This is a genomic window from Pseudoalteromonas sp. SR45-6, assembly GCF_014163545.1.
Taxonomy (GTDB): domain Bacteria; phylum Pseudomonadota; class Gammaproteobacteria; order Enterobacterales; family Alteromonadaceae; genus Pseudoalteromonas; species Pseudoalteromonas rhizosphaerae.
In genome coordinates this window covers 1-22,246 of sequence record NZ_JACJDM010000051.1, presented here as the reverse complement: position 1 = coordinate 22,246, position 22,246 = coordinate 1, and the positions used below count along the sequence as shown (strand labels likewise).

The 22,246-nt window shown below is 41.2% G+C and carries 20 protein-coding genes and 1 tRNA gene; 18 read left to right on the top strand and 3 right to left on the bottom strand.

Translation table 11 applies throughout. The features are described 5' to 3' along the window. Positions 1–54 precede the first annotated feature (54 nt). From tsaE to H5158_RS17960, 10 genes are all read left to right on the top strand, one after another. Complete coding sequence (gene tsaE / locus H5158_RS18005) at positions 55–528, top strand: tRNA (adenosine(37)-N6)-threonylcarbamoyltransferase complex ATPase subunit type 1 TsaE (protein ID WP_145238089.1); 474 nt, start codon at positions 55–57, stop codon at positions 526–528. A 29-nt stretch (positions 529–557) separates the two neighbouring features. Further along, positions 558–1,901, top strand: a complete 1,344-nt coding sequence (locus tag H5158_RS18000) for an N-acetylmuramoyl-L-alanine amidase (protein WP_149980495.1) — start codon at positions 558–560, stop codon at positions 1,899–1,901. A gap of 16 nt (positions 1,902–1,917) precedes the next feature. After that, positions 1,918–3,765, top strand: coding sequence for a DNA mismatch repair endonuclease MutL (gene mutL, locus H5158_RS17995; RefSeq protein ID WP_182732165.1), 1,848 nt, complete (start codon positions 1,918–1,920; stop codon positions 3,763–3,765). Positions 3,766–3,775: 10 nt separating this feature from the next. Further along, a complete protein-coding gene (gene miaA, locus H5158_RS17990; protein ID WP_149980497.1) occupies positions 3,776–4,693 on the top strand; it encodes a tRNA (adenosine(37)-N6)-dimethylallyltransferase MiaA in 918 nt (305 codons plus the stop codon). Positions 4,694–4,772: 79 nt separating this feature from the next. Beyond that, a complete protein-coding gene (gene hfq, locus H5158_RS17985) occupies positions 4,773–5,036 on the top strand; it encodes an RNA chaperone Hfq (RefSeq protein ID WP_064668197.1) in 264 nt (87 codons plus the stop codon). A 16-nt stretch (positions 5,037–5,052) separates the two neighbouring features. Beyond that, the gene (gene hflX / locus H5158_RS17980) at positions 5,053–6,336 is read left to right on the top strand and encodes a ribosome rescue GTPase HflX (protein WP_149980498.1); all 1,284 of its coding nucleotides are present in this window, start codon (positions 5,053–5,055) and stop codon (positions 6,334–6,336) included. Positions 6,337–6,442: 106 nt separating this feature from the next. After that, positions 6,443–7,609 carry an FtsH protease activity modulator HflK gene (hflK, locus tag H5158_RS17975; protein WP_182740566.1) on the top strand — a complete coding sequence of 389 codons (1,167 nt, stop codon included), beginning with the start codon at positions 6,443–6,445 and terminating at the stop codon, positions 7,607–7,609. 5 nt (positions 7,610–7,614) lie between these two features. Continuing rightward, positions 7,615–8,493: a protease modulator HflC gene (hflC, locus tag H5158_RS17970; protein ID WP_145238107.1), complete on the top strand. Its 879-nt coding sequence runs from the start codon at positions 7,615–7,617 to the stop codon at positions 8,491–8,493. Between the two features lie 217 nt (positions 8,494–8,710). Then, positions 8,711–10,024 (top strand): adenylosuccinate synthase, encoded by a 1,314-nt coding sequence (locus H5158_RS17965; protein ID WP_182718929.1) that lies wholly within the window; start codon positions 8,711–8,713, stop codon positions 10,022–10,024. A gap of 148 nt (positions 10,025–10,172) precedes the next feature. Next, positions 10,173–10,796, top strand: coding sequence for a tetratricopeptide repeat protein (locus tag H5158_RS17960; protein ID WP_182718930.1), 624 nt, complete (start codon positions 10,173–10,175; stop codon positions 10,794–10,796). A gap of 82 nt (positions 10,797–10,878) precedes the next feature. Here H5158_RS17960 and H5158_RS17955 read toward each other — a convergent pair whose 3' ends face one another. Beyond that, positions 10,879–12,741 carry a sodium:proton antiporter gene (locus H5158_RS17955; RefSeq protein ID WP_145238113.1) on the bottom strand — a complete coding sequence of 621 codons (1,863 nt, stop codon included), beginning with the start codon at positions 12,739–12,741 and terminating at the stop codon, positions 10,879–10,881. A 919-nt stretch (positions 12,742–13,660) separates the two neighbouring features. Here H5158_RS17955 and proB point away from each other — a divergent pair. Continuing rightward, the gene (gene proB / locus H5158_RS17950; RefSeq protein WP_145238116.1) at positions 13,661–14,767 is read left to right on the top strand and encodes a glutamate 5-kinase; all 1,107 of its coding nucleotides are present in this window, start codon (positions 13,661–13,663) and stop codon (positions 14,765–14,767) included. Then, a complete protein-coding gene (locus H5158_RS17945) occupies positions 14,764–16,011 on the top strand; it encodes a glutamate-5-semialdehyde dehydrogenase (RefSeq protein ID WP_145238119.1) in 1,248 nt (415 codons plus the stop codon). The genes proB and H5158_RS17945 overlap by 4 nt, the downstream gene beginning before the upstream one ends. 193 nt (positions 16,012–16,204) lie before the next feature. On the opposite strand, the gene H5158_RS17940 is transcribed toward H5158_RS17945, so the two are convergent. Next, a tRNA-Ala gene (locus H5158_RS17940) sits at positions 16,205–16,280 on the bottom strand. 175 nt (positions 16,281–16,455) lie between these two features. Between H5158_RS17940 and H5158_RS17935 the strand changes: the two genes are divergently transcribed. After that, complete coding sequence (locus H5158_RS17935) at positions 16,456–16,845, top strand: hypothetical protein (RefSeq protein WP_182740565.1); 390 nt, start codon at positions 16,456–16,458, stop codon at positions 16,843–16,845. Then, the gene (locus tag H5158_RS17930; RefSeq protein WP_145238125.1) at positions 16,846–17,346 is read left to right on the top strand and encodes a prolyl-tRNA synthetase associated domain-containing protein; all 501 of its coding nucleotides are present in this window, start codon (positions 16,846–16,848) and stop codon (positions 17,344–17,346) included. Here the strand turns inward: H5158_RS17930 and H5158_RS17925 are convergent. Beyond that, positions 17,313–18,455, bottom strand: a complete 1,143-nt coding sequence (locus tag H5158_RS17925) for an MFS transporter (protein ID WP_145238127.1) — start codon at positions 18,453–18,455, stop codon at positions 17,313–17,315. The two genes, H5158_RS17930 and H5158_RS17925, sit on opposite strands and share 34 nt — an antisense overlap. A 485-nt stretch (positions 18,456–18,940) precedes the next feature. On the opposite strand from H5158_RS17925, the gene H5158_RS17920 reads away from it, so the two are divergent. The 4 genes from H5158_RS17920 (at position 18,941) to H5158_RS17905 (ending at position 22,078) form a co-directional block, all read left to right on the top strand. After that, positions 18,941–19,480: a DUF2058 domain-containing protein gene (locus H5158_RS17920; protein ID WP_149980503.1), complete on the top strand. Its 540-nt coding sequence runs from the start codon at positions 18,941–18,943 to the stop codon at positions 19,478–19,480. 142 nt (positions 19,481–19,622) lie between these two features. Beyond that, complete coding sequence (locus H5158_RS17915) at positions 19,623–19,946, top strand: c-type cytochrome (RefSeq protein ID WP_145238134.1); 324 nt, start codon at positions 19,623–19,625, stop codon at positions 19,944–19,946. A 160-nt stretch (positions 19,947–20,106) separates the two neighbouring features. Continuing rightward, positions 20,107–20,874, top strand: a complete 768-nt coding sequence (locus H5158_RS17910; RefSeq protein WP_182735552.1) for a class II aldolase/adducin family protein — start codon at positions 20,107–20,109, stop codon at positions 20,872–20,874. Positions 20,875–20,902: 28 nt separating this feature from the next. Then, complete coding sequence (locus tag H5158_RS17905) at positions 20,903–22,078, top strand: mandelate racemase/muconate lactonizing enzyme family protein (RefSeq protein ID WP_064668182.1); 1,176 nt, start codon at positions 20,903–20,905, stop codon at positions 22,076–22,078. The last annotated feature ends 168 nt before the right edge of the window (positions 22,079–22,246 follow it).

Below are 22,246 nucleotides of genomic sequence, written 5' to 3'. Positions count from 1 at the left end.
ATAATCTGGTATGATTAACAAGTTATCGTTTTTAATACTATCCATGAGGTTAGAATGACGCACTGTGTTGGTTTTCAACTCGCTGATGAAGCTGCAACGGTTAAAATGGGCAATCAACTTGCTATGCTAATGGAGCAAGGGGCAGTTATTTACTTACACGGTGATTTGGGAGCAGGCAAAACCACCTTAACACGTGGTGTGATCCAAGGCTTTGGTCATCAAGGCAAAGTTAAGAGTCCAACTTATACGCTGGTGGAGCCTTATGAGTTGGCAACGGCCAATGTTTATCATTTTGATTTATATCGTTTAGGCGATCCAGAAGAATTAGAATACATGGGTATTCGAGATTATTTTTCGCCAACAGCTATTTGTGTGGTGGAATGGCCTGAAAAAGGCGGCGAGTTTATCCCAACACCAGACTTAGATATTACTTTACGTTATGTCGGCGATGCACGAGCAATTGAGATCCAAAGTATTAGCCCGCGTGGTCACAGTATCGTGGATAAACTCAAAAACCATAGTGAATAACAACAAATAACAAGGGTGTGAAGATACCGATGAGTCGAGTTGTCATAAAGTGGATGGGTGCTTTTTTGCTGTTAGCAATCAGTGCTAATCTCTATGCACAAAATACTATCAATAGTGTACGGGTGTGGCCATCGCCAGATAGTACGCGGGTAGTATTCGACTTAACGGATAAGCCCGACTTCAGTTATTTTATGCTAAAAAATCCACTGCGCTTAGTGGTCGATTTAGAAAATACAGATAAAATAAAAGACCTACCAACTATTCCCAGTAAGCATCAAATCGTCAGTAAACTACGTTACTCGAAAGCGAAAAGCAGCCAGGGGGTACGATTTGTTTTTGAGCTTACAGGGGCCGTTAAACCGGTGATTTTTGCATTGGCGCCAACGGGACCTTATAAAAATCGTTTAGTGGTCGACTTATATGACAAAAATCAAGCAGAGCCAGTAGCTGCAACGAGTAATACTGCGGTTAAAAAGCGTGAGCTTAATCAACAACGCGATATTATTATTGCTATTGATGCAGGCCATGGCGGCGAAGACCCTGGGTCAATTGGTCCTTCTGGTACTTATGAAAAAGATATCACACTACAAATCGCCAAACGCTTAGAGCGGATGATTGATGCCGAGCGCGGGATGATTTCGCGAATGGTGCGAAGTGGAGATTACTTTGTCAAACTTAATACCCGCACTAGCCGTGCAAGGCAGAAAAAGGCTGACTTTTTAGTTTCAATTCATGCGGATGCATTTACTAGCCCGCAACCAAATGGCGCCTCTGTTTGGGTGTTATCACTTCGTCGTGCTAATTCAGAAATTGGTAAATGGATAGAAGATAAAGAAAAACATTCAGAGTTACTCGGTGGTGCTGCTGGAGTGATTAAAGACACGGCCAGTGAAAAGTACTTGGCGCAGGCGCTGTTGGATATGTCGATGGATCATTCGATGAAAACCGGTTTCAGCGTTGCGGAAGGCATGGTTCAAGAGCTTAAAAAGGTCGCTAAGTTACATAAAAAAGAGCCGCAAGCGGCTAGCCTAGCGGTATTAAAGTCACCAGATATTCCATCTATTTTGGTCGAAACTGGGTTTATTTCAAACCCACGCGAAGAAAAACTATTAAAAAGTGCTAATCACCAAGAGCGCTTAGCGAAAGCAATATTTACTTCTATCAAAAGTTATTATCTGAAAAATCCTCCGGATGATTCGCTGTTTGCGTCGTTAAAATCGCAATATCCCACTAAACATAAAGTTCGTCCTGGTGAGTCGTTAAGTTTGTTAGCTAGTCGCTATGGGGTATCGGTGGGTAAGCTTAAGCAAGTCAATCAATTAAAATCTAATACCTTGTTTATTGGTCAAGAGTTAGACATTCCGCAAAGTTAAAATCGTTAGGATCAGTATGAGCATTGAAATATTACCCGCGCGATTAGCTAACCAAATTGCTGCGGGCGAAGTGGTTGAGAGACCCGCATCTGTGGTCAAAGAACTCGTTGAAAATAGCCTAGATGCAGGCGCAACACGTATTCAAATTGATATTGAACGCGGCGGTCATAAGCTTATTCGCATTCGTGATAACGGCTCAGGCATTGATAAAGACGAGCTCACGTTGGCGCTTTCTCGCCATGCTACTAGTAAATTAAAGTCCCTTGATGATTTAGAAAATATTTGTTCTTTGGGCTTTCGCGGCGAAGCATTGGCGTCTATTAGTTCGGTATCGCGTTTGACACTTAGCTCAAAAACCAAACAGCAAGAGGCGGCTTGGCAAGCATTTGCACAGGGGCGAGATATGGCGGTGCAGATTAAACCCACTGCTCACCCTGACGGGACCACCATTGAAGTTAAAGACTTATTTTTTAATACGCCCGCTAGACGTAAATTTTTACGCACCGAAAAAACCGAATTTACTCACATTGATGAGTTAATAAAGCGTATTGCCCTGAGCCGTTTTGATGTGTCAATTACCCTCACCCATAACGATAAAGTAGTGCGTCAATATCGTGCTAAAACCGACCCTGCACAGGCTATTGCTCGGGTCGCTCAGGTTGCAGGTAAAGCCTTTGCTGAGCAGGGGTTATATATTGAGTCAGGCGATACAGGCTTGCAGCTACATGGTTGGGTGCTACCAGTTGGCTCGAGTAATACTACGCAATATACCTATGTAAATAATCGTATGATGCGCGATAAGCTTATTTCTCATGCCATTCGCCAAGCGTTCGAAGAAGTCGCAGGCCAAGAAGAGCTACCGGGCTTTGTTATTTATATCGACATTGATCCGCGTCAAGTGGATGTAAACGTGCATCCTGCGAAACACGAAGTGCGTTTTCATCAAGGTCGCTTAGTGCATGATTTTATTCTGCAGGCAATTAAACAAGTCGTGGTGCCGCTTCAAGATGAGTTTGCTGGTGTTACTCAGCATGTTGATTCGCAACACAGCGATGCTAAAGCAGCGCATACAGCAACACCCGCTCACTCCAGCAATACAGCAGGCAGTTTGTTTGATTATCCTAAGTCGCACTTACAACCAGCGGAGCAAGCTCGCTACGGTGCTAATTTAGCACCTAGTGGTGGTGGATATACAGGTTCAAGCGAGCGAAGTAAGCAAGCGAGCCGGACAAATCATCAAGATGTGAGTGCGTTTTATCAAGGGGTCAATGAGCAACACGCCAGCCATTTTGATCAACCTATTGGCGTTACTCAAGAAGTAGCACCATTGTTACAGACGCAAAGTGCGCAGCCGTTGCTGGTACAAAGTGATGGCGGTTGTGTATTTAGCCTGCAACAGCAATTATATTGCTCACACTTTAAATATTTATTAGTCAATGATTGGCTTGAGCTTATTGCTGAGCAAGGCAGCTTAGAAGGAAAAGCCTTACTATTGCCTGTGCGAGTTAATATCAGTAAAGAAGACAGCCAAAGCTTAACACAGCAACAATCATGGTTTACCTTGCTGGGCTTTGAGTTATTGATTGAAAAGCAATTTGTGATGGTTAAAAAGTTGCCACAGAGTTTGTATCTGCTTGATGTGAGCCAAGCCGTAGATGCGCTATTAAAAGCCACTAAGGCTGAGCTTAATAGTGTGGAGCAATGGCTAAACTGGCAGCTTAGCCAAGTGCCCGAGCGCTTTTTTGCCAGCCAAGCTTTTGCCTTGGCGGTTACGCGAATGCAAAATAATCCGCAAACAATCCAGCGTTTATCTGCAAAAGCAGTTAAAATAGATTTAAGTTATTTTTTAGCACAGTTAGATTAAGGTTATCGAGTTGAGTAATTTACCGGTCATTTTTTTAATGGGCCCAACCGCTGCAGGCAAAACTGCATTAGCAATCGCCTTATGCCAACATTTAAAAACTGAAATAATCAGCGTCGATTCAGCCTTAGTGTATAAAGATATGAACATAGGTACGGCAAAACCAGATCAACATGAGTTAGCGCTTGCGCCACACCATTTAATTGATCTAATCGACCCTAGCGAAAGTTACTCAGTAGCTGATTTTCGTCGTGATGCAATTGAAAAGATTGACCAATTTCACCAACAAGGTAAAGTGCCTGTATTAGTTGGTGGTACAATGATGTACTTTAAAGCATTAATTGATGGATTATCGCCATTACCTGAAGCATGCCCGGTAGTACGAGCAGAGCTTGAGCAACAAGCCAAGCAACATGGCTGGCCGGCACTTTATAAAGAGCTTGAGATAATTGATCCGCAAGCGGCACAAAAAATGAGCGAGAATGACTCGCAACGTATTAACCGCGCCCTTGAAGTTTACCGATTAACGGGTAAAACAATGACTGAATTACAAAAAAGTAAGCAGCCGAGTTTACCGTATACTTTTCATCAATTTGCTATTGCGCCTGATGATCGCGCCGATTTACACCAGCGAATTGAACAAAGGTTTAAAATAATGCTTGAGCAGGGGTTTGAAAATGAAGTTTCATCCCTATATCAACGTAAGGATTTACACCCTAACTTACCTTCCATTCGTTGCGTGGGTTATAGACAAATGTGGGATTACATTGCTGGCGAGATTGATTACGATGAAATGGTCTTTCGCGGTATTGCAGCAACACGACAGCTTGCTAAGCGTCAATTGACGTGGCTAAGAGGTTGGCCCGATGTAACGTGGTTAACAACGGGTGATGAAGAAAACTTGCAACGTGTTGTAAGTTCGCTAAGCTAGTAGTAGTTGAAATTTTTTAGCTTTGTTAAATGAGTTCAGCCACTTAATTATAATAACACCTAGAACGAAGGAAAATAACATGGCAAAAGGCCAATCGTTACAAGACCCATTTTTGAATGCGCTACGTCGTGAGCGTATTCCAGTATCAATCTTTTTGGTTAATGGCATCAAACTACAAGGTAAGATCCAGTCATTTGATCAATTTGTTATTTTACTAGAAAACACCGTGAATCAAATGGTGTATAAACATGCGATTTCTACCGTAGTTCCTGCTCGTGCTGTTAACTTCCAAGGTATTCAAGGAAGCGAAGACGGTGAAGAGCCTGAAGCTGGAAATTTTTAAATTAGGAGCATAATGTTTGTTTGACCGTTATGAAGCCGGCGAACAGGCAGTCTTAGTTCATATCGACTTTCCAAAAGAAGGGGATCGTGAAGATCTTCATGAATTGGAAATGTTGGTATCTTCTGCTGGTGTTAGCAGTTTGGCGGTTGTGCAAGGCAGCCGTCAAGCACCACATCCGAAACTATTCGTCGGTACCGGAAAGGCTGAAGAAATCGCTGAGATTGTCAAAATCCACAACGCAGATGTCGTCATTTTTAATCATCAACTCAGACCGTCACAGGAACGCAATTTAGAACGCGTTTGCCAATGTCGTGTGCTTGATAGAACGACGCTTATTCTTGATATTTTTGCGCAACGTGCACGTACCCATGAAGGTAAGTTGCAGGTTGAGCTAGCACAATTGCGTCATATGTCGACGCGTTTGATCCGAGGCTGGACGCATCTTGAACGCCAAAAAGGCGGGATCGGTTTGCGCGGGCCTGGTGAAACTCAGCTAGAAACAGATCGACGTTTATTGCGAGTTCGTATTCAAAGTATTCGCGCGCGTTTAGAGAAAGTGGCAGTGCAGCGTGAGCAAGGTAGACGTGCTCGTAACCGCAATGAAATTCCTACGGTGTCGTTGGTAGGGTATACCAATGCGGGTAAGTCGACGCTATTTAATCGCATTACTAACTCTAATGTGTATGCTGCTGACCAACTGTTCGCGACGCTTGATCCAACCTTACGCAAACTCGAAATAGAAGATGTTGGTTCGATAATTTTAGCCGATACCGTTGGCTTTATTCGTCATTTACCCCATGACTTAGTTGCCGCATTTAAAGCGACGCTAACCGAAACTCGTGAAGCTGATTTACAACTTCATGTGGTCGATGTTGCGGATCATCGTCGTAAAGAGAATATTGAACAGGTACAATCGGTTCTTAAAGAAATAGAAGCTGATGAAGTGCCGCAATTGTTGGTTTACAACAAAATTGATGCGCTTGAAGATATTGAACCACGTATTGACCGTGACGATGAAGGCATGCCTATTAGAGTATGGTTGTCGGCACACAGTGGCGCAGGGTGTGAACTATTGTCTGAAGCTATCAGCGAGCTGTTAGCAAAGAAAATGTTTGTTCATACGCTTAAATTAGCTCCGCAATATGGTCGTTTACGTGCTGCGTTGTTCAATTTAAATGCCGTGCATCAAGAAGACTTTGATGAACAGGGTCATTGGTTACTTGCTACTCGACTGCCTATGGTAGAATGGAATCGTTTAAGAAAAGAGTTTGGTCCTGAAATCGACGCTTTTATTTCGTAATTCGAAAAAACTACTGCACAATGTCATTTTTAGTATGAGAACTGCGGTATTTTTGTTAGATTTAACGTAATTACCTAAATTATTTAGATAACAATGGAGTATAGCTATGGCCTGGAATGAACCGGGTAATAATGGCAATGACAAAGATCCGTGGAACAAAAAAGGCGGACGTGATCAAGGCCCACCTGACTTAGACGAGGTGTTTCGTAAATTCAGCAGCAAGTTTGGTGGCTTATTTGGCGGTAATAAATCCGGCAATGGCGGCGGCGGACTTGGTGGAGCTGGTCTTTCATTTGTACTGATCATTGCTGCAATTGTATGGGCACTGAGCGGTATTTATACCGTGAAAGAAGCAGAGCGCGGCATCGTTTTACATTTTGGTCAATTTGACCGCATTGCAGATCCAGGTCTGCGTTGGAAAATGACGTTTATTGAAACGGTAATTCCGGTAGATATTGAAGCCGTTCGCTCATTATCGACGTCTGGTTTTATGCTCACTGAAGATGAAAACGTGGTAAGCGTTGAGTTTCAGGTGCAATACCGTGTTATTGATCCTTTCCTATACAAATTTAGTGTAACTAATGCTGATTCTAGCTTAGAAGAAGCGCTAGAGAGTGCACTGCGTTATGTTGTTGGTCATTCAAAAATGGACCAAGTATTAACAAATGGCCGTGAGGTTGTGCGTCAAAATACCTGGGATGAACTGAATAAAATCGTCGAACCGTATAACTTAGGTTTGATCGTAACTGACGTTAACTTTAAAGACTCACGCCCACCGGCTGAAGTTAAAGACGCGTTTGATGATGCCATTGCCGCACAAGAAGATGAACAACGTTTTATTCGTGAAGCTGAAGCATACGCGCGTGAAATTGAACCACGTGCTCGTGGTCAAGTTACTCGTATGACGCAAGAAGCTGAAGGTTACGGCGAGCGCATTATTTTAGAAGCACAAGGTGAAGTCGCGCGTTTTGAAAAGTTATTACCTGAATACCAGGCTGCTAAGCGTGTAACCCGTGAGCGTTTATATATTGATGCCATGGAAGAAGTGCTAGGCAACAGTTCAAAAGTCCTAGTTGATGTTAAGGGCGGCAATAATATGATGTATTTACCGCTTGATAAAATCATGGATAAGCAAGGGAACGCAACCCGTGTTGCATTACCTAGCTCAAGTGATATTAACGACTTACGCAATAAAGTTAATACATCGCGCAATAGCACTGTGAACTCAAGTTCAGACCGCTTTGGTGCTGATCGCTTTAACGACGGGAGATAAGCGCAATGAAAAACTTTAGTTTAGTTATATTACTAGCGGCCGTTGTGTTGTCTTTTTCGTCAGTGTTCGTAGTACCTGAAGGGCAAAAAGCAATTGTTATGCTATTCAGCAAAGTGCAAAAAGACAGTGATGATAAAGCAATTGTTTATGGTCCTGGCTTACAATTCAAAGTACCTTTCTTTAGTCAAGTACGCCGTATTGATGCGCGTATTCAGACATTAGATGGTGCACCGGATCGTTTTGTTACTAGCGAGAAAAAAGACTTAATAGTTGATTCGTTTGTAAAATGGCGTGTTAGTGATTTTAGTGCTTTTTACTTACGTGCCCGTGGTGATAAGCAATACGCTGAAGCACTACTTAAGCAAAAAGTAAATAATGGTCTACGTACTAACTTTGGTTCACGTACTATCCGTGAGATTGTTTCCGGTGAACGTAGTGAGTTAATGGAAGAAGCATTAGTTCAAGCTTCTGAAAGTGCTCAAGAGCTAGGTATTGAAGTACTTGATGTACGTGTTAAGCAAATCAATTTACCGTCAGAAGTGAGTAATTCGATTTACCAACGTATGCGTGCAGAGCGTACTGCTGTTGCTAAAGAGCACCGCTCTGAAGGTCAAGAAAAAGCCGAAACGATTCGTGCTGACATTGACCGTCGTGTCACAGTAATGCTGGCTGATGCTGAGCGTAATGCCCGTACCGTTCGCGGTGAAGGCGATGCAAAAGCTGCGGCTATTTATGCCAATGCGTACAATAAAGATGCTGAATTCTTTGGTTTTGTACGTTCATTAGAGGCCTATAAAAAGACCTTTAAAGATAAGCAAGACGTAATGGTATTATCACCAGACAGTGACTTCTTTAGATATATGAAAGGTGCTGCAGCGCAGTAATCTTTTTCTAAATCTAGCACAAATCCAAACCCTGTGTATGCAGGGTTTTTCTTTTAGTAAGATGAATTTTTATGAGTAACTTAATGTTATTCAACCAGTTAATTTTTATTGCAAAGGTCGTTGTACGACTGCGCAGAAAAAATAACCTAAACGGGGGTGATCTTTCCCCTCATTATCTGGTAAAATCTCGTCCTAATTTTTTCTAAGTGAATTTACAATGGGTAAAAACGTTGTTGTATTAGGCACCCAATGGGGTGACGAAGGTAAGGGTAAGGTAGTTGACCTCCTTACAGACAAAGCATCTTTAGTAGTTCGTTACCAAGGTGGCCATAACGCTGGTCATACACTGGTAATCGAAGGTGAAAAGACAGTTTTACACCTTATTCCATCGGGTGTATTACGTGACAATGTTAAGTGTGTGATTGGTAATGGTGTTGTTGTTTCACCAGAAGCGCTAATGAAAGAGATTGGCATGCTTGAAGAACGTGGCGTACCAGTACGTGAACGTTTATTGATCAGTGAAGCATGTCCGCTTATTTTGCCTTTCCACATCGCATTAGATGTAGCTCGTGAAAAAGCACGTGGTAATAAAGCGATTGGTACAACAGGTCGCGGCATAGGTCCTGCTTATGAAGATAAAGTAGCCCGTCGTGGTTTGCGTATCGGTGATTTATTCAACCCTGAATTATTCGCTGCGAAGCTTAAAGAAGTATTGGAATACCATAACTTCACTTTAGTAAATTATTACAAAGTAGATGCGGTAGATTTCCAACAGACGTTTGATGATGCAATGGCTGTTGCAGATATCCTTAAAGCAATGGTTGTTGACGTAACTGAGTTACTTGATCAAACGCGTTTAGCGGGCGACAACATCTTGTTTGAAGGCGCGCAAGGTACATTACTTGATATCGATCACGGTACTTACCCATATGTAACGTCTTCAAATACTACTGCTGGTGGCGTTGCTACAGGTGCTGGTTTTGGTCCGTTAAATCTTGATTATGTACTAGGTATTATCAAAGCTTACACCACGCGTGTTGGTTCTGGTCCTTTCCCTACCGAGCTTTACGACGGTTTAGAAAAACAAGACCCAGTTGGTAAGCACTTAGGTACCGTAGGTCATGAGTTTGGTGCAACGACTGGTCGCTTACGTCGTACTGGTTGGTTAGACGCTGTGGCTATGCGCCGTGCAGTACAAATTAACTCTATCTCAGGTTTTTGTTTAACTAAACTAGACGTGTTAGATGGTCTAGAAACACTAAAAATCTGTACTGGTTATCAGTTAGAAGATGGCACTATCACTAATGTGACGCCACTTGCTGCTGAAGGTTATGATAAAGTAACGCCAGTATATGAAGAGATGCCTGGTTGGACTGAAAATACAGTGGGTGCTACTACTGTTGAGCAGCTACCAAAAGCGGCACTTGATTACATCAAACGCATTGAAGAAATCACCGGTGTACCTGTTGATATTATTTCTACAGGTCCTGACCGTGTAGAAACTATAGTATTACGCAGTCCGTTTGCATAATTACTGATAGTACTAAAAAAGCTGCCTTGTGCAGCTTTTTTTGTGTCTGGGGATAGTGTTTATAATAAATAAGCTATTTATAAATTTCATTCTGGAACGATCTTTGTATAAACTTTAGCAAGATGGTTTTTAATTTAAAGTGACCTAAATGCGTTTGTTAACTTGTTTATCATTAGTGCCGTTATCGTTTTTGCTGGCAAGCCACGCCAAGTCTGAAGAGACCATAGCTGCCGTGCCACTATATACAGAAACTGAGCTGCTTGCTTTGATCAATAGTAATACACATCTTGCGCGAGTAAAGGCAGATGACTGCCAGTTAGTACAAGATATCGAAGCACGAGCCAATAAAATGGCACTGCCTTCTTATCAATTTTTATATGGCGATATGCTGGCGTATGCGGTGTGTGTTGATCGTAATGTAGAGCTTGGTGTGTATTATATGCGTCAAGCAGCACAGCAAGGCTTAGCGGCGGCATTAGAGCAACTCGGGCGATACTATGACACGGGTCGATTGGTGCAAAAGGATAAAGCGCTTGCTGTGACTTACCTACGTGAAGCTTCATCACAAGGTAATTTAAAAGCACAATTGCGGTTAGTTAGTTTATTTAATCAAGGCTATGGCAGTCCACGTGATTACGAAGACGCATATCGTTGGTTATTTCATAGTATGGTTGCAGATAAAGCAACCCATAAAAAGATTGAACGCTCGCTAGCCCAATTGGCGCAAAAAATGCCCGATAGTGTAGTAGCGCGTGCACGATTGCCATTGTAGGTTTGAGTAGATTAGTTAGCGAGTTAGAAAACTAGCAAGTTGAAAGTAAAAGGGCTAGGTGCGATACCTAGCCTTTTTCGTTTTACTCTTTTATTTCTTTCGGTTCTTTGTTTTTACCATTATTAGGATCTTTCAATACCGACATTTTTGGTGGCAGCATCGCGACGACACGTTCACCTTCTTGCGGCGGTTTTTCCATATTAATAGTAAACGGACGCAGTTTGATAGGGCTATCATCATCACTGTCTTTGTCACCATTGAGGATGAATAACGGAATTGCATCGCTGTTCATCTCTTGGTATTTGCCCCAGTTAAACTCTTCAGAAATTCGCGTTACACTGACCTTGCCGCCTTTGGCAATTAAGCTACTTAAACGTGCATAAGAGCCGCTGTCACCAAACAAAATTTGCCGAGATAGAAACGTCGCGCTGTCTTTGTTTGCTTTGGCGTGAGAGGTCGAAGAACGCAATGAAAAGACGTTCTTTTCATTCAATAAATGTGAAAAATACTGCACGCCTAGCGCGTTATGATGGCGGTTTGGCGAAAGCGCCATTACGCTGCGTAGAGTTGTCAGGGGTAAGTAACGTTCAGCATGTTCTGATTGCGGGTTACCATAATAACAAGGCAGCCCATCCATACGTGCCATGCGGCAGTTTTCCCAAGCTGGATCTGATAAGTGTACTTGAATATTTTGCTCTTTTAGCCCACAAGCAATGGCACGAGCGACATGGTTTGCACCAATGATCAAAATAGTATTAGGTGAAGGCTGACGAACCCCTAATAGCTTCGCAATCGGGATCGCAGTTAAGCTTTGCAGAACTACTGTGATAATGATAACGGTAAAAATCAGTGGCACCATTTTCTCGGCGTCAGCAACACCAGCTTCCATCATACTAATAGCAAATACAGAGCCTACCGCTGCTGCGACAATACCGCGCGGAGCAATCCACGCGAGTACTAAGCGAGATTTAATTGGTAGCTCAGTGCCGAAAGTGGAGATCGCAATACACAATGGGCGAGCGATAAATAATACGATAGCCAAAAAGATGAACACATCGGCATCAAGCATCATTAAATCAGCTAATTCTAAACGCGCAGCAAGCAAAATGAATAAGGTTGAAATTAAGATCATAGACAGATCTTCTTTAAACTCTAAAACAGAATCAATTTCTAAATCGTCTTGGTTCGCTAACCAAATACCAAATACAGTAACCGCTAATAGACCTGACTCATGGCTCAAATGATTTGAGACTGTAAAGCTAATAAGTACCAGAGCTAAGATGCCGAATTTATGTAATTCAAATGGTAGCCATTCGCGGCGGATCAGTAACGTTGTAAGCCAACCTGCGACCACGCCAATAGATAAACCGACTCCTAAGGTTTTAAACAAGGCGATTACGGTATGAATAAACACTTCACCTTGACCAACTAGCATTACCGCTTCAAATACTAAAACCGCAAATAAAGCACCAATTGGGTCAATAACAATGCCCTCCCAGCGTAGTATGCGGTCAATATCTTGGGTTGGTCGCATTGAGTTTAATAGCGGTGCAATAACTGTTGGGCCAGTCACAACCAATACTGCACCGAGCACCGCTGCTACACGCCAGTTGAGTTCTAAAATCCAATAGGCACTGAGGCTTATCACTATACAAGTCGTAATCATGCCAATAGAGCACAAGTTACGGACTACCTTGCCAATACCTTTGAGTTCTCTAAAGTGCAGAGTTAAAGAACCTTCAAATAAGATCACCGCAACACTGAGTGAGACCACAGGAAAGAGTAGATCACCAAGCAGTGCATCTGGATCAAGTAAACCCGTAGCAGGGCCAAGTAACAGGCCGGTAAGTAACAAAAATAAAATAGCTGGGACACGAAAACCCCATGCTATCCATTGGGCGAGAACCGAACATAGAGCGATCCCTGCGATATAAATAGCTGACATAGATGAAGTATTCCTTATTTATTACAACAGTTAGGAGTAAACCTTTCGATACTTATAATACAGGGGTATACACGTGTATGTTAATTTTTCCTAATAGAATTTTAGCTGTTTACGAACTTATTTGTAGAAGAAATGATAATTTATTGGTTTTAAAATATTTGAAACAAATTAAACTCTATTTAACTGACTGAATCTTAATGACTTTAAAATTTATTAGCTGCAATAGTAAGCCGAGTGAATAAAATATAGTCTTGATCTTTAGGCTAAAAGTAGCGTAATATAGTTAGTGCTCAAACAATTAGTCATCTAATTAGTTACTTGTTAGGTCTAAGCGAATACATATAGTTATTTTTAAGTTGCTTTAAATTACAACAATTTAGATTGAGGTTACTATATTTATATGCTTAAAAATCAATTTGTTAATTGTTTTGAATGCAGTTTGTACAATTTTACTCATTTTTAGTAATTAGTTAATTTGAACATAAATTACATTTTATTGTGATTCATATTGTTTGAGTTGAACTGTTACTTACTCAATATTTGACACCCATCGTGGTGAGCAAATCTCGGTCCTTGAGTCATCACCCTATCTGTTGGTGTATCAGACTTTAGAGGCTCTATGTATGTTGTTAATAAAAAAGCTTCACACAGCTTTTTACAGCGATGCATAAACAACACTTTTTATTTACTTTATAACTGTTCAGTCTTAATGATTGAGCCAAAGTTATGCTATATCTAACGCACTTTGTTAATTAACTAAGTGAGCGTTTCCGGCTGAGTATTAAAAAGTGATGGCTAAAGAAAGTGAGCAAAAGCAAGTGCAAATTGTTAACTCGTAACCTAGGTAAACACTAGGTGGTTGTTTTCAGATTTATCCAAACTAGGGTAAGTCACAGTTAAAATGGAAAGTTGAACATTTATGCAAAAGTTAAATTGGCGACGTATCGTATTAAAAGTAGGTAGCGCATTGATTGCACCTGATCAAGATGGTTGTCGCTCACGCTATTTATTAACCATCGCTCAGTTTATTGTTCGTTGTCGTAGTCAAGGAATTGAAGTTATTTTAGTTTCGTCAGGCTCAGTTGCCGCTGGCGCGCATTTATTTCCGAAGACACAAGAGCGCACTGTGGCAATGAAAAAGGCCATGGCAGCAGCAGGGCAAACCGAAATGATGGCTATGTGGGACCGCTTTTTTGATTTCCCATCGGCGCAGATTTTATTAACTCATGGTGACTTACGTGACCGTGAGCGTTATGAGAGTATTAGAGAAACTGTTTTCACTTTGTTGGATCATGGTGTGCTGCCAATCATGAATGAAAATGATACGGTGACAACTGATGATTTAAAAGTCGGTGATAATGATAACTTATCGGCAATGGTCGCTGCAGCAGCAGATGCTGATGCATTGATGATTTTTTCAGATGTGGATGGGCTTTATGATAAAAACCCTAATTTGCACGACGATGCAATATTACTGCCTGAAATTAAATCAATTGATGAATCAATCTATGCTATGGCAGGATCTGCTACCAGTGCGGTTGGTACAGGTGGTATGAAAACTAAAATTGAAGCAGCTGAAAAAGCGACTTCACATGGTATTACTACTTATATAATTAATGGTTTTAAAGAGCAGACATTTACAAAACTGCTGGAAGGTGAGAACCCAGGTACTATTTTCTTACCGTACGAAAAACCGATGCAAGAAGCTGTTCACTGGATGACTCATACTGCAAGTGAGCAAGGTGAAGTCGTTGTCGCAGGTTCATACGATGAGTCTTTAGAAGGTGAAACTGGCTGTATCCGTGGCGATGAAATTGTCGCAGTGCATGGTGAGTTTGCAATTGGCGATACCATTTTGGTACGTAGCAGCGACGGCACTCGATTAGCCAAAGCAACTGCAAATTACAGTAGTTGTTTATTGAATTTTATAGCAGATAACGAACAAAGCGAATTTAGCGACAAGATGCAAGATTCGATTGGTCCCGTTATTTCAGAGAAAGATATCGCATTATTGGAGAAGTCATGAGTTTAATTACAGATATTTCACGTCAGGCAGCAAAAGCGGCACATCAGTTAGCCTTACTCGATACCGAGACCAAAAATCAGGTGCTACTGGATATGGCTGCAGCATTACGCCAACAAAAAGCATTTATTATTAAAGAGAACGAAAGTGATTTAGCCGCAGCCCGCGATAACAATCTAGCAGCCGCTATGATTGACCGTTTAACGCTCAATGACGAACGTATTGAAGCGATGGCTGAAGGCATTGAAGTGATTGTAAGCCTTGATGATCCGGTGGGTCAATTACGCGATATTACTGAACGTCCTAACGGGATTAAAATTCGTAAAATGCGCGTACCACTTGGTGTGGTATGTATGATTTATGAAGCGCGTCCAAATGTAACCGCTGATGCTGGAGCGTTATGCTTCAAATCAGGTAATGGGGTTATTTTACGTGGTGGTAAAGAGGCGCTTAAAAGCTCGCAAGCAATTGCGAGTGTCATGCATCAAGTATTAGAGCAGCATAATTTACCGGCAGCGTTAATCTCCGTTATTCCAGATCCAGACCGCGGATTATTAATGGAATTGATGCAGCAACGTGACAGCATTGACTTAATTATTCCACGCGGCGGCGAAGGGCTAATTAACTTTGTAACAGATAACAGTACAATTCCTGTGATCCAGCATTTTAAAGGTGTGTGTCATTTATACGTAGATAAAGACGCTGACTTAGAAGTGGCGATTAACTTGCTACTGAACGGTAAAACTCAGCGTACTGGCGTATGTAATGCATTAGAAGGCCTTGTCGTTCATCAGGATGTTGCCGATGAGTTTTTAAATTTATGTGCTGTTGTATTACGCCAAGAAGGTGTAAAAATAAATGCAGATAGCCAAGCCGCACAATATTTTGATGATGCAACAGTGCTTGCGCCAGAGGAATTTGGCGAAGAATATTTAGATTTAGAAATCGCGATTCGTGTAGTACCAGATTTTGCTGGTGCAATTGAGCATATTGCGCAATTTGGTTCAAACCATACGGAAGTTATTTGCACTAAAAACCAAGCCGCGGCTGAATTGTTCCAGCGCAGTGTTGATGCCTCAGTAGTGATGGTTAATACCTCATCACGCTTCTCTGATGGCTCACAGTTAGGTTTAGGTGCAGAGATTGGTATCGCAACGTCAAAACTACACGCTTACGGCCCAATGGGCTTAGAATCATTAACGACGGAGAAATACCTCGTCAATGGTGTAGGTCAAATTCGCGAATAATTGGTAGTCGAATAACCAAATTAAAATGCCGAGTTTATGCTCGGCATTTTTGATCGTAAATACCATGCAGCGCACAACTGATAGCTAAAAAATAACTAACATAAAATAAACAGTTTTTTGATTAAAATGAGAAAGATTTAAAAATTGAATTTGGCATGAGAGCCATAGTGATAAAAATTGAAGAGTAGGAAAGTGGTGGAGCTAAGCAGGATCGAACTGCTGACCTCCTGCGTGCAAGGCAGGCGCTCTCCCAGCTGAGCTATAGCCCCACATTCCTAAAGTTACGAATTTCGTAACCTACTTGAGGTTCCGTTTCAAGCGGGACGAACTTTAATGAGATTTCTAAATTTGGTCAAGTATTATTTATATATTTTTTGAATTTTTACGCAAACAATGAATTTTTGGTAGACTAACGGTCACTGGATAACAGGAATGATACTAATAATGAAAAAATACGCGTTGATGTTACTCGTTTTACTCTGTGGTTGTGCTAGCCAAAGTGATGAGCCGCCTTTTGAAATTAATAATAAACAGTTACACACTAAATTAGATGAGCAAGGTAATAAGATTTTTGCTTATGTGGTATCGGTTAAAGCCAATAGTCGCGCAAATTTAAACTTAGCTCGACCACTGACACGCCAGCAATTTAAAAACTTTGCAGAGCAAGAATATTTTGAAGAATCAAATAGCTTAAAATTAGAATTAGAAGATCAAGCCGTGCACTTATTAAAACAAGAGCTGCATGACAAAAAATATTGTCGCAACGATAAATATGAGATAAATGAAGTATTGTGGCGAGATTTAAGTGTACGCTTGATGGGGCGTTGTTTATAAATGTTAGCGGATAAAAGTAAATTAGCGGCGCTGTTAGCGCATTTAAATATCAATTATGACGTTATCGAACACCCTGCATTACATAGTAGTCTTGCTGCAGATGAATTAATGGTGGAACGGCCCGGAACGCGATTAAAAAACTTATTTTTGCGTGATAACGAAGGTAAAAAGCATTTTTTGGTGATCACCGCACATGACAAGCAGTTAGACTTAAAATCACTGGCTAAATATCAAGGCTTGTCACGCTTAGGGTTTGCCTCCGATGAGCGCTTAGCACGCTTTTTAAAAGTCGCACCTGGATGTGTATCTATGCTTGCTTTGATGAATGATAAGCAAAATGATGTCACTTTATGGCTTGACCAAGACATATGGTTTGGTGATCTATTTCATTGTCATCCATTTGAGAACACCCAAACATGGTTATTAAAAAAAGCCGATTTAGACGCTTTTTTTGCCACCACAGGGCATCAACCTAAAGTGGTTTTTTTACCCGCTAGATAAGCCGAACTTACTAAAATTAATCCGCATATACAGACTAATAATAACGAGGCCATAAATGCGATATGGCCAAGTTGTTGATATACCAAGCCAGGTACAAAAGAGCCTAAAGCCCCGCCACTATAATAAAACGACACATAAGCACCATTAGTGACACTCGGTGGTGCACTGCTTATTTTATTAACCAGCGGCGCTGCGGTTGAATGAATAATAAACATCGCGCCGCAAAAACCAGTGAATGCCAGTAAAAAAATCACTAATTGTGAGCTCATCAAAAATACTAGTGTAGTGCTGTAAAAAGCAAATATAGCAGACAATAAATGCCACGGTGAAATACTCTTTTTTAATAACCAAGGAGTCGCAATAGAGGCGAGGGCGCCAATCAAGTAACCGCTATAAACTAAGCCAATATCACGGGTATTAGTAATTAAAAAAGTGTCTTGTAAAATGAACGGTAAATAATTTAATAACGCAGCAAAGCAAAAAAACATACAAAACACCGCACCATATAATTTTAATACCGCAGCATTCGCGAGCTGTTTTAAATAATTTAATGGGGAAAGAGTGCTGTTAACAATGGCTGTTTGATTACGTGGAATACTCAATGCAAAGCTAATTAAACCTGCGGCAATAACAAAATAGAAGCTTTGCCAAGTCCATAAATCAGCAAAAATAGCCGCTAACACTCGGCCAAAGTAACCCCCAGCAATTGTACTACCAATATAGAAGGTCATATTCTTTTGCAAACTATCAGCTTGATAAGTGCTGCCTATGTAAGTGGTCATTGCTGTGAGTGCGGCAGGCAAGGTTAAACCTTGTAAAAATCGTAGTAACAGTAATAACTCAAAACTGGGAGCGTAGGCAAAAGCAACACAGGTAACAGCTAGTACTAGCATCGCGTAGCGAAGAATTGTTAAAGGGTTACGTTTAGCTAGTAATAAGCCGTATACCAAAGGAGCAATCGCCAAAGGGAGCATAGTTGCCGTCATCAAGCTACCTGCGGTTGCAGGACTAACTGAAAATTGCTCTGCAAATAAACTTAATAATGGCTGCGGTGCATAGAGCACGAAAAAGATAAACAGCGAGCAAACTAATAAATGACCGAAACGCATTTTATTGGCCCTACTACAAAAACCACAGCTTAACCTGATTGATATTAAATTCAACCTCAACGCGTTCTTTAAGTGGTTACTTTTATTCTAGAAATAAGTATTTATTGCGCTAAATCAGGTTTTCAATCACAACACTTTGCTAGATTAATGGTCACAGCACTATGATTTGTTTTAATTGGTGATTATACCCAAGCCACCTCAAGATGCAGAATTCAGCGTTTCACAGGGGCTTAATATCAAGGCGTTACTTTGCAAGAATGACAGTCCCTTTTAAGAAGTAACAACGCTGAGAGTAAGTTCCTGTGAAACGCCCAACGGGTTGGTTTAAAAGCGATTTATACTACGTTATTGATTTTAGCAATAGACCCACTATTACTTGCAATCAATGCCTTGCCTAAATCGCTTTTAATTCCAACTGAAACTCGCATCTTGGGGTGGTTTGGGTATAAAATAAAGCTAATATCAGTTTTTAATGGAACAAAGCTATGGGTTCATTACAAGACCAATTGCTACAAGCAGGATTAACCACATCACATAAAGCTAAAGTTGCTAAAAGTGAAAAGCGTAAGCAACAAAAAAAACCAAAAAAAGGGGCGACCAGTAACCCTAGTGATCTGCAAAAGCATATTCAGCAAACAAAGTTAGAACAGCAGAAAAAAGCAGAAGAATTAAATCAAGCTCGCCAAGGTGAGTTAAAGCAACGTGAGCAAGTTGCCCGCGTAAAGCAGATATTAGAACATCATAATCAAGATTCGATACGTGGTGAGCGGACTTTCAATTTTACTTACGAAAATAAAGTCAAAGAGCTCGACGTAAATGAACAAACGCAAAAAGCCTTATCAGGTGGCCGACTGGCAATTTGTGTGTTGGAAGGGCAGTTTTTTGTACTTGAAGATGAGCCAGCCCGTAAAGTGGCAGAAGTTGATGAAAAGTACATCGTGTTTCATGTAGAGCCAGAAGACAAAGGCAAAGATGCTGATGACCCATACGCTGATTTTGAAGTACCAGATGATTTAGTATGGTAGCCTAAGAGATGACTTGAACAGCGTGTTTGGTGATCTACTTGGTGTATAAATTACGTACATATGTAATGTACAAAGATCCGTTATTATGGTCTACAATTAAGCTAACAATTTTTATAAACCGTCAAAAAGAAGAGAAAATACAATGAGCAAGATAACAAAATTACTCTTAGGTGCAAGCCTCTCTATGGTTGCTAGTATGTCATTTAACAGCATGGCTGCCGATGGTGCTGCGCTTTATACAGCAAAAATGTGCCAAACATGTCATGGCCCTGAAGGTAAGGCACCGATCATGGCAATGTATCCTAAACTAAATGGTCAGAATAAAGACTACTTAGTGGCGCAAATGAAAGACATTAAATCAGGTGCGCGCAATAATGGCATGACTGCAGCGATGAAAGCGATGGTTGCGACTGTTACTGAAGAAGAAATGGTCGCTATTGCCGATTACTTAGCAAACGTAAAATAATTTTTGCTGAGTGTGAGTTATCAATGGGCTCACCGAAAACAGCCACACCAATTTGGTGTGGCTGTTTTGTTTTAAATATTGATCATCCACGCACACTACTTTAGACTTCTATCCATCTATTTCGTGTTTTGTTTTTAACGCGTTTAAATAAGGCCCCATAATGTTTGAATTACCACAACTTGATTTAAAAAATAAAGTCTCTGCACAAGAATGGCAGTTACGAGTTGATTTAGCCGCCTGTTATCGGTTGGTTGAGCATTTTCGTTGGGGTGATTTGATTTACACACATTTATCGGCGCGTTTGCCGGGGACTGACCATTATTTAGTGAATGCGTTTGGCCTCACATTTGATGAAGTAACAGCTTCTAACCTAGTCAAAGTGGACTTGGCCGGAAATATTTTGGATGACACGCCATTTGCAATCAACCCTGCTGGTTTTACGATTCACAGCGCGATTCACGAAGTGCGTGATGACGCTCATTGTGTTATTCACTTACATACTAAAGAAACGATTGCCGTTGCCACGCAGCAAAATGGTCTGCTGCCACTTAGTCAGTATTCAATGTTTTCACTGCCGTCATTGTCTTATCACGGCTATGAAGGCTTAGCAGTTAATAGCGATGAGAAAAAACGTTTACAAGATGATCTCGCTAATACTAATCATATGTTGTTAGTAAACCATGGTGGTTTAACTGTGGGGCCAACGGTGGGTGATGCATTTATGCGTTTTTATGATTTACAGCGTGCTTGTGAAATACAGCTGGCTTTACAAGCCAGTGGCCAAGCTGTTACACCAGTACCTCAAGCCATAATCGATAATATTTATAATCAAGCGAATGTAGTGCACAGCGGAAGTACCGGTGGGCAATTAGCTTGGCCTGCGATGTTACGTAAGGCCCATCGTCTTGATCCTAGTTTTGCAAAATAACCTAAGCCTTGGTTAATAAGGAATTGTCATGAAAGTTAATCGCGTTGAAGTTTTTGATATCCACTGTCCAGACAGACCTGCTTGGACTCCTGTATTTGTCCGTATTCATACTGACGAAGGTATTAGCGGGGTTGGCGAAGCTGGCCTTGCTTATGATTTAGGACACAGTGCTGCCGCTGCTATGATCAAAGAAATGGCTGATGCTTTCTTAATTGGTCATGACCCATTTCAAACCGAAAAGTTATGGTCGCGTATGCTGCGTGAAAGCTTTTGGGGTTTAGGTGGGGGCCCAGTAGTCTATGCAGCAATGAGCGCGATAGACACCGCTTTATGGGACATTAAGGGTAAAGCATTAGGTTTACCTGTGTATCAGTTGTTAGGCGGTAAAGTTAACGACAAGCTGCGTACTTATGCTTCGCAATTACAGTTTGACTGGGACACTGAGTTTAAAGCTCTGGTACATCCACAAGAATACGCAGAAGCGGCGTTAAAAGCAGTGGCTGAAGGCTACGATGCCGTTAAAGTTGATCCGATCCAATATGATAAAGACGGCAATACTTATTACGACCGCACTAACATTATTTCACGTGCTGAAATGAAGCTATATCGCGCCCGTATGCAGGCAATTCGTGAAGCTGTTGGTGATGAAGTGGATATCATTTTTGAATGCCACAGTTTACCGGGTGTTACCTCTGCTATTCAAATCGGTGAAATCGCTAAAGAATTTGACTGTATGTTTTATGAAGAACCAGTTAACTACTTAAATCATTCGTTACATGCCAAAGTGGCAGATAAAGTATCAGTGCCAATTGCCGGTGGCGAGCGTTTATATAATCGTTGGGGTGTGCGCCCTTACTTAGAAGATCAAAGTATTAATGTATTACAGCCAGATATCGGTTTATGTGGTGGTTTTACTGAAACTAAAAAAGTGTGTGATTACGCTGATATTTTTGATGTGCGTATTCAGGCTCACGTCTGTGGCGGCCCCGTTGCAACCGCAGCATCATTACATTTAGAAACGGCTATTCCAAATTTCTTAATTCATGAGCATCACACTTATGCAATTAAAAAGTGGAACCGTGAGTTATGCTTGCAAGATCCACAGCCTAAAAATGGTTTCTTTGAAGTGTCTGAAGAGCCGGGTATTGGTATTGAACTTAACGACGAAATCGTGATGCGCTCTCAGCGTGTTGAGATCAAATAAAATCATAGGCTACGAGCTATGAATAGCGAGCTAATTTCAGCTCGCTATTCATTAAGTTTATCTACTTTGGCTTTTGCAAATTTAAAACTATTTCTTACTAATTCAAAACGTTAAAATTTTCCTAGCACCTAGCACCTAGCACCTAGCACCTAGCACCTAGCACCTAGA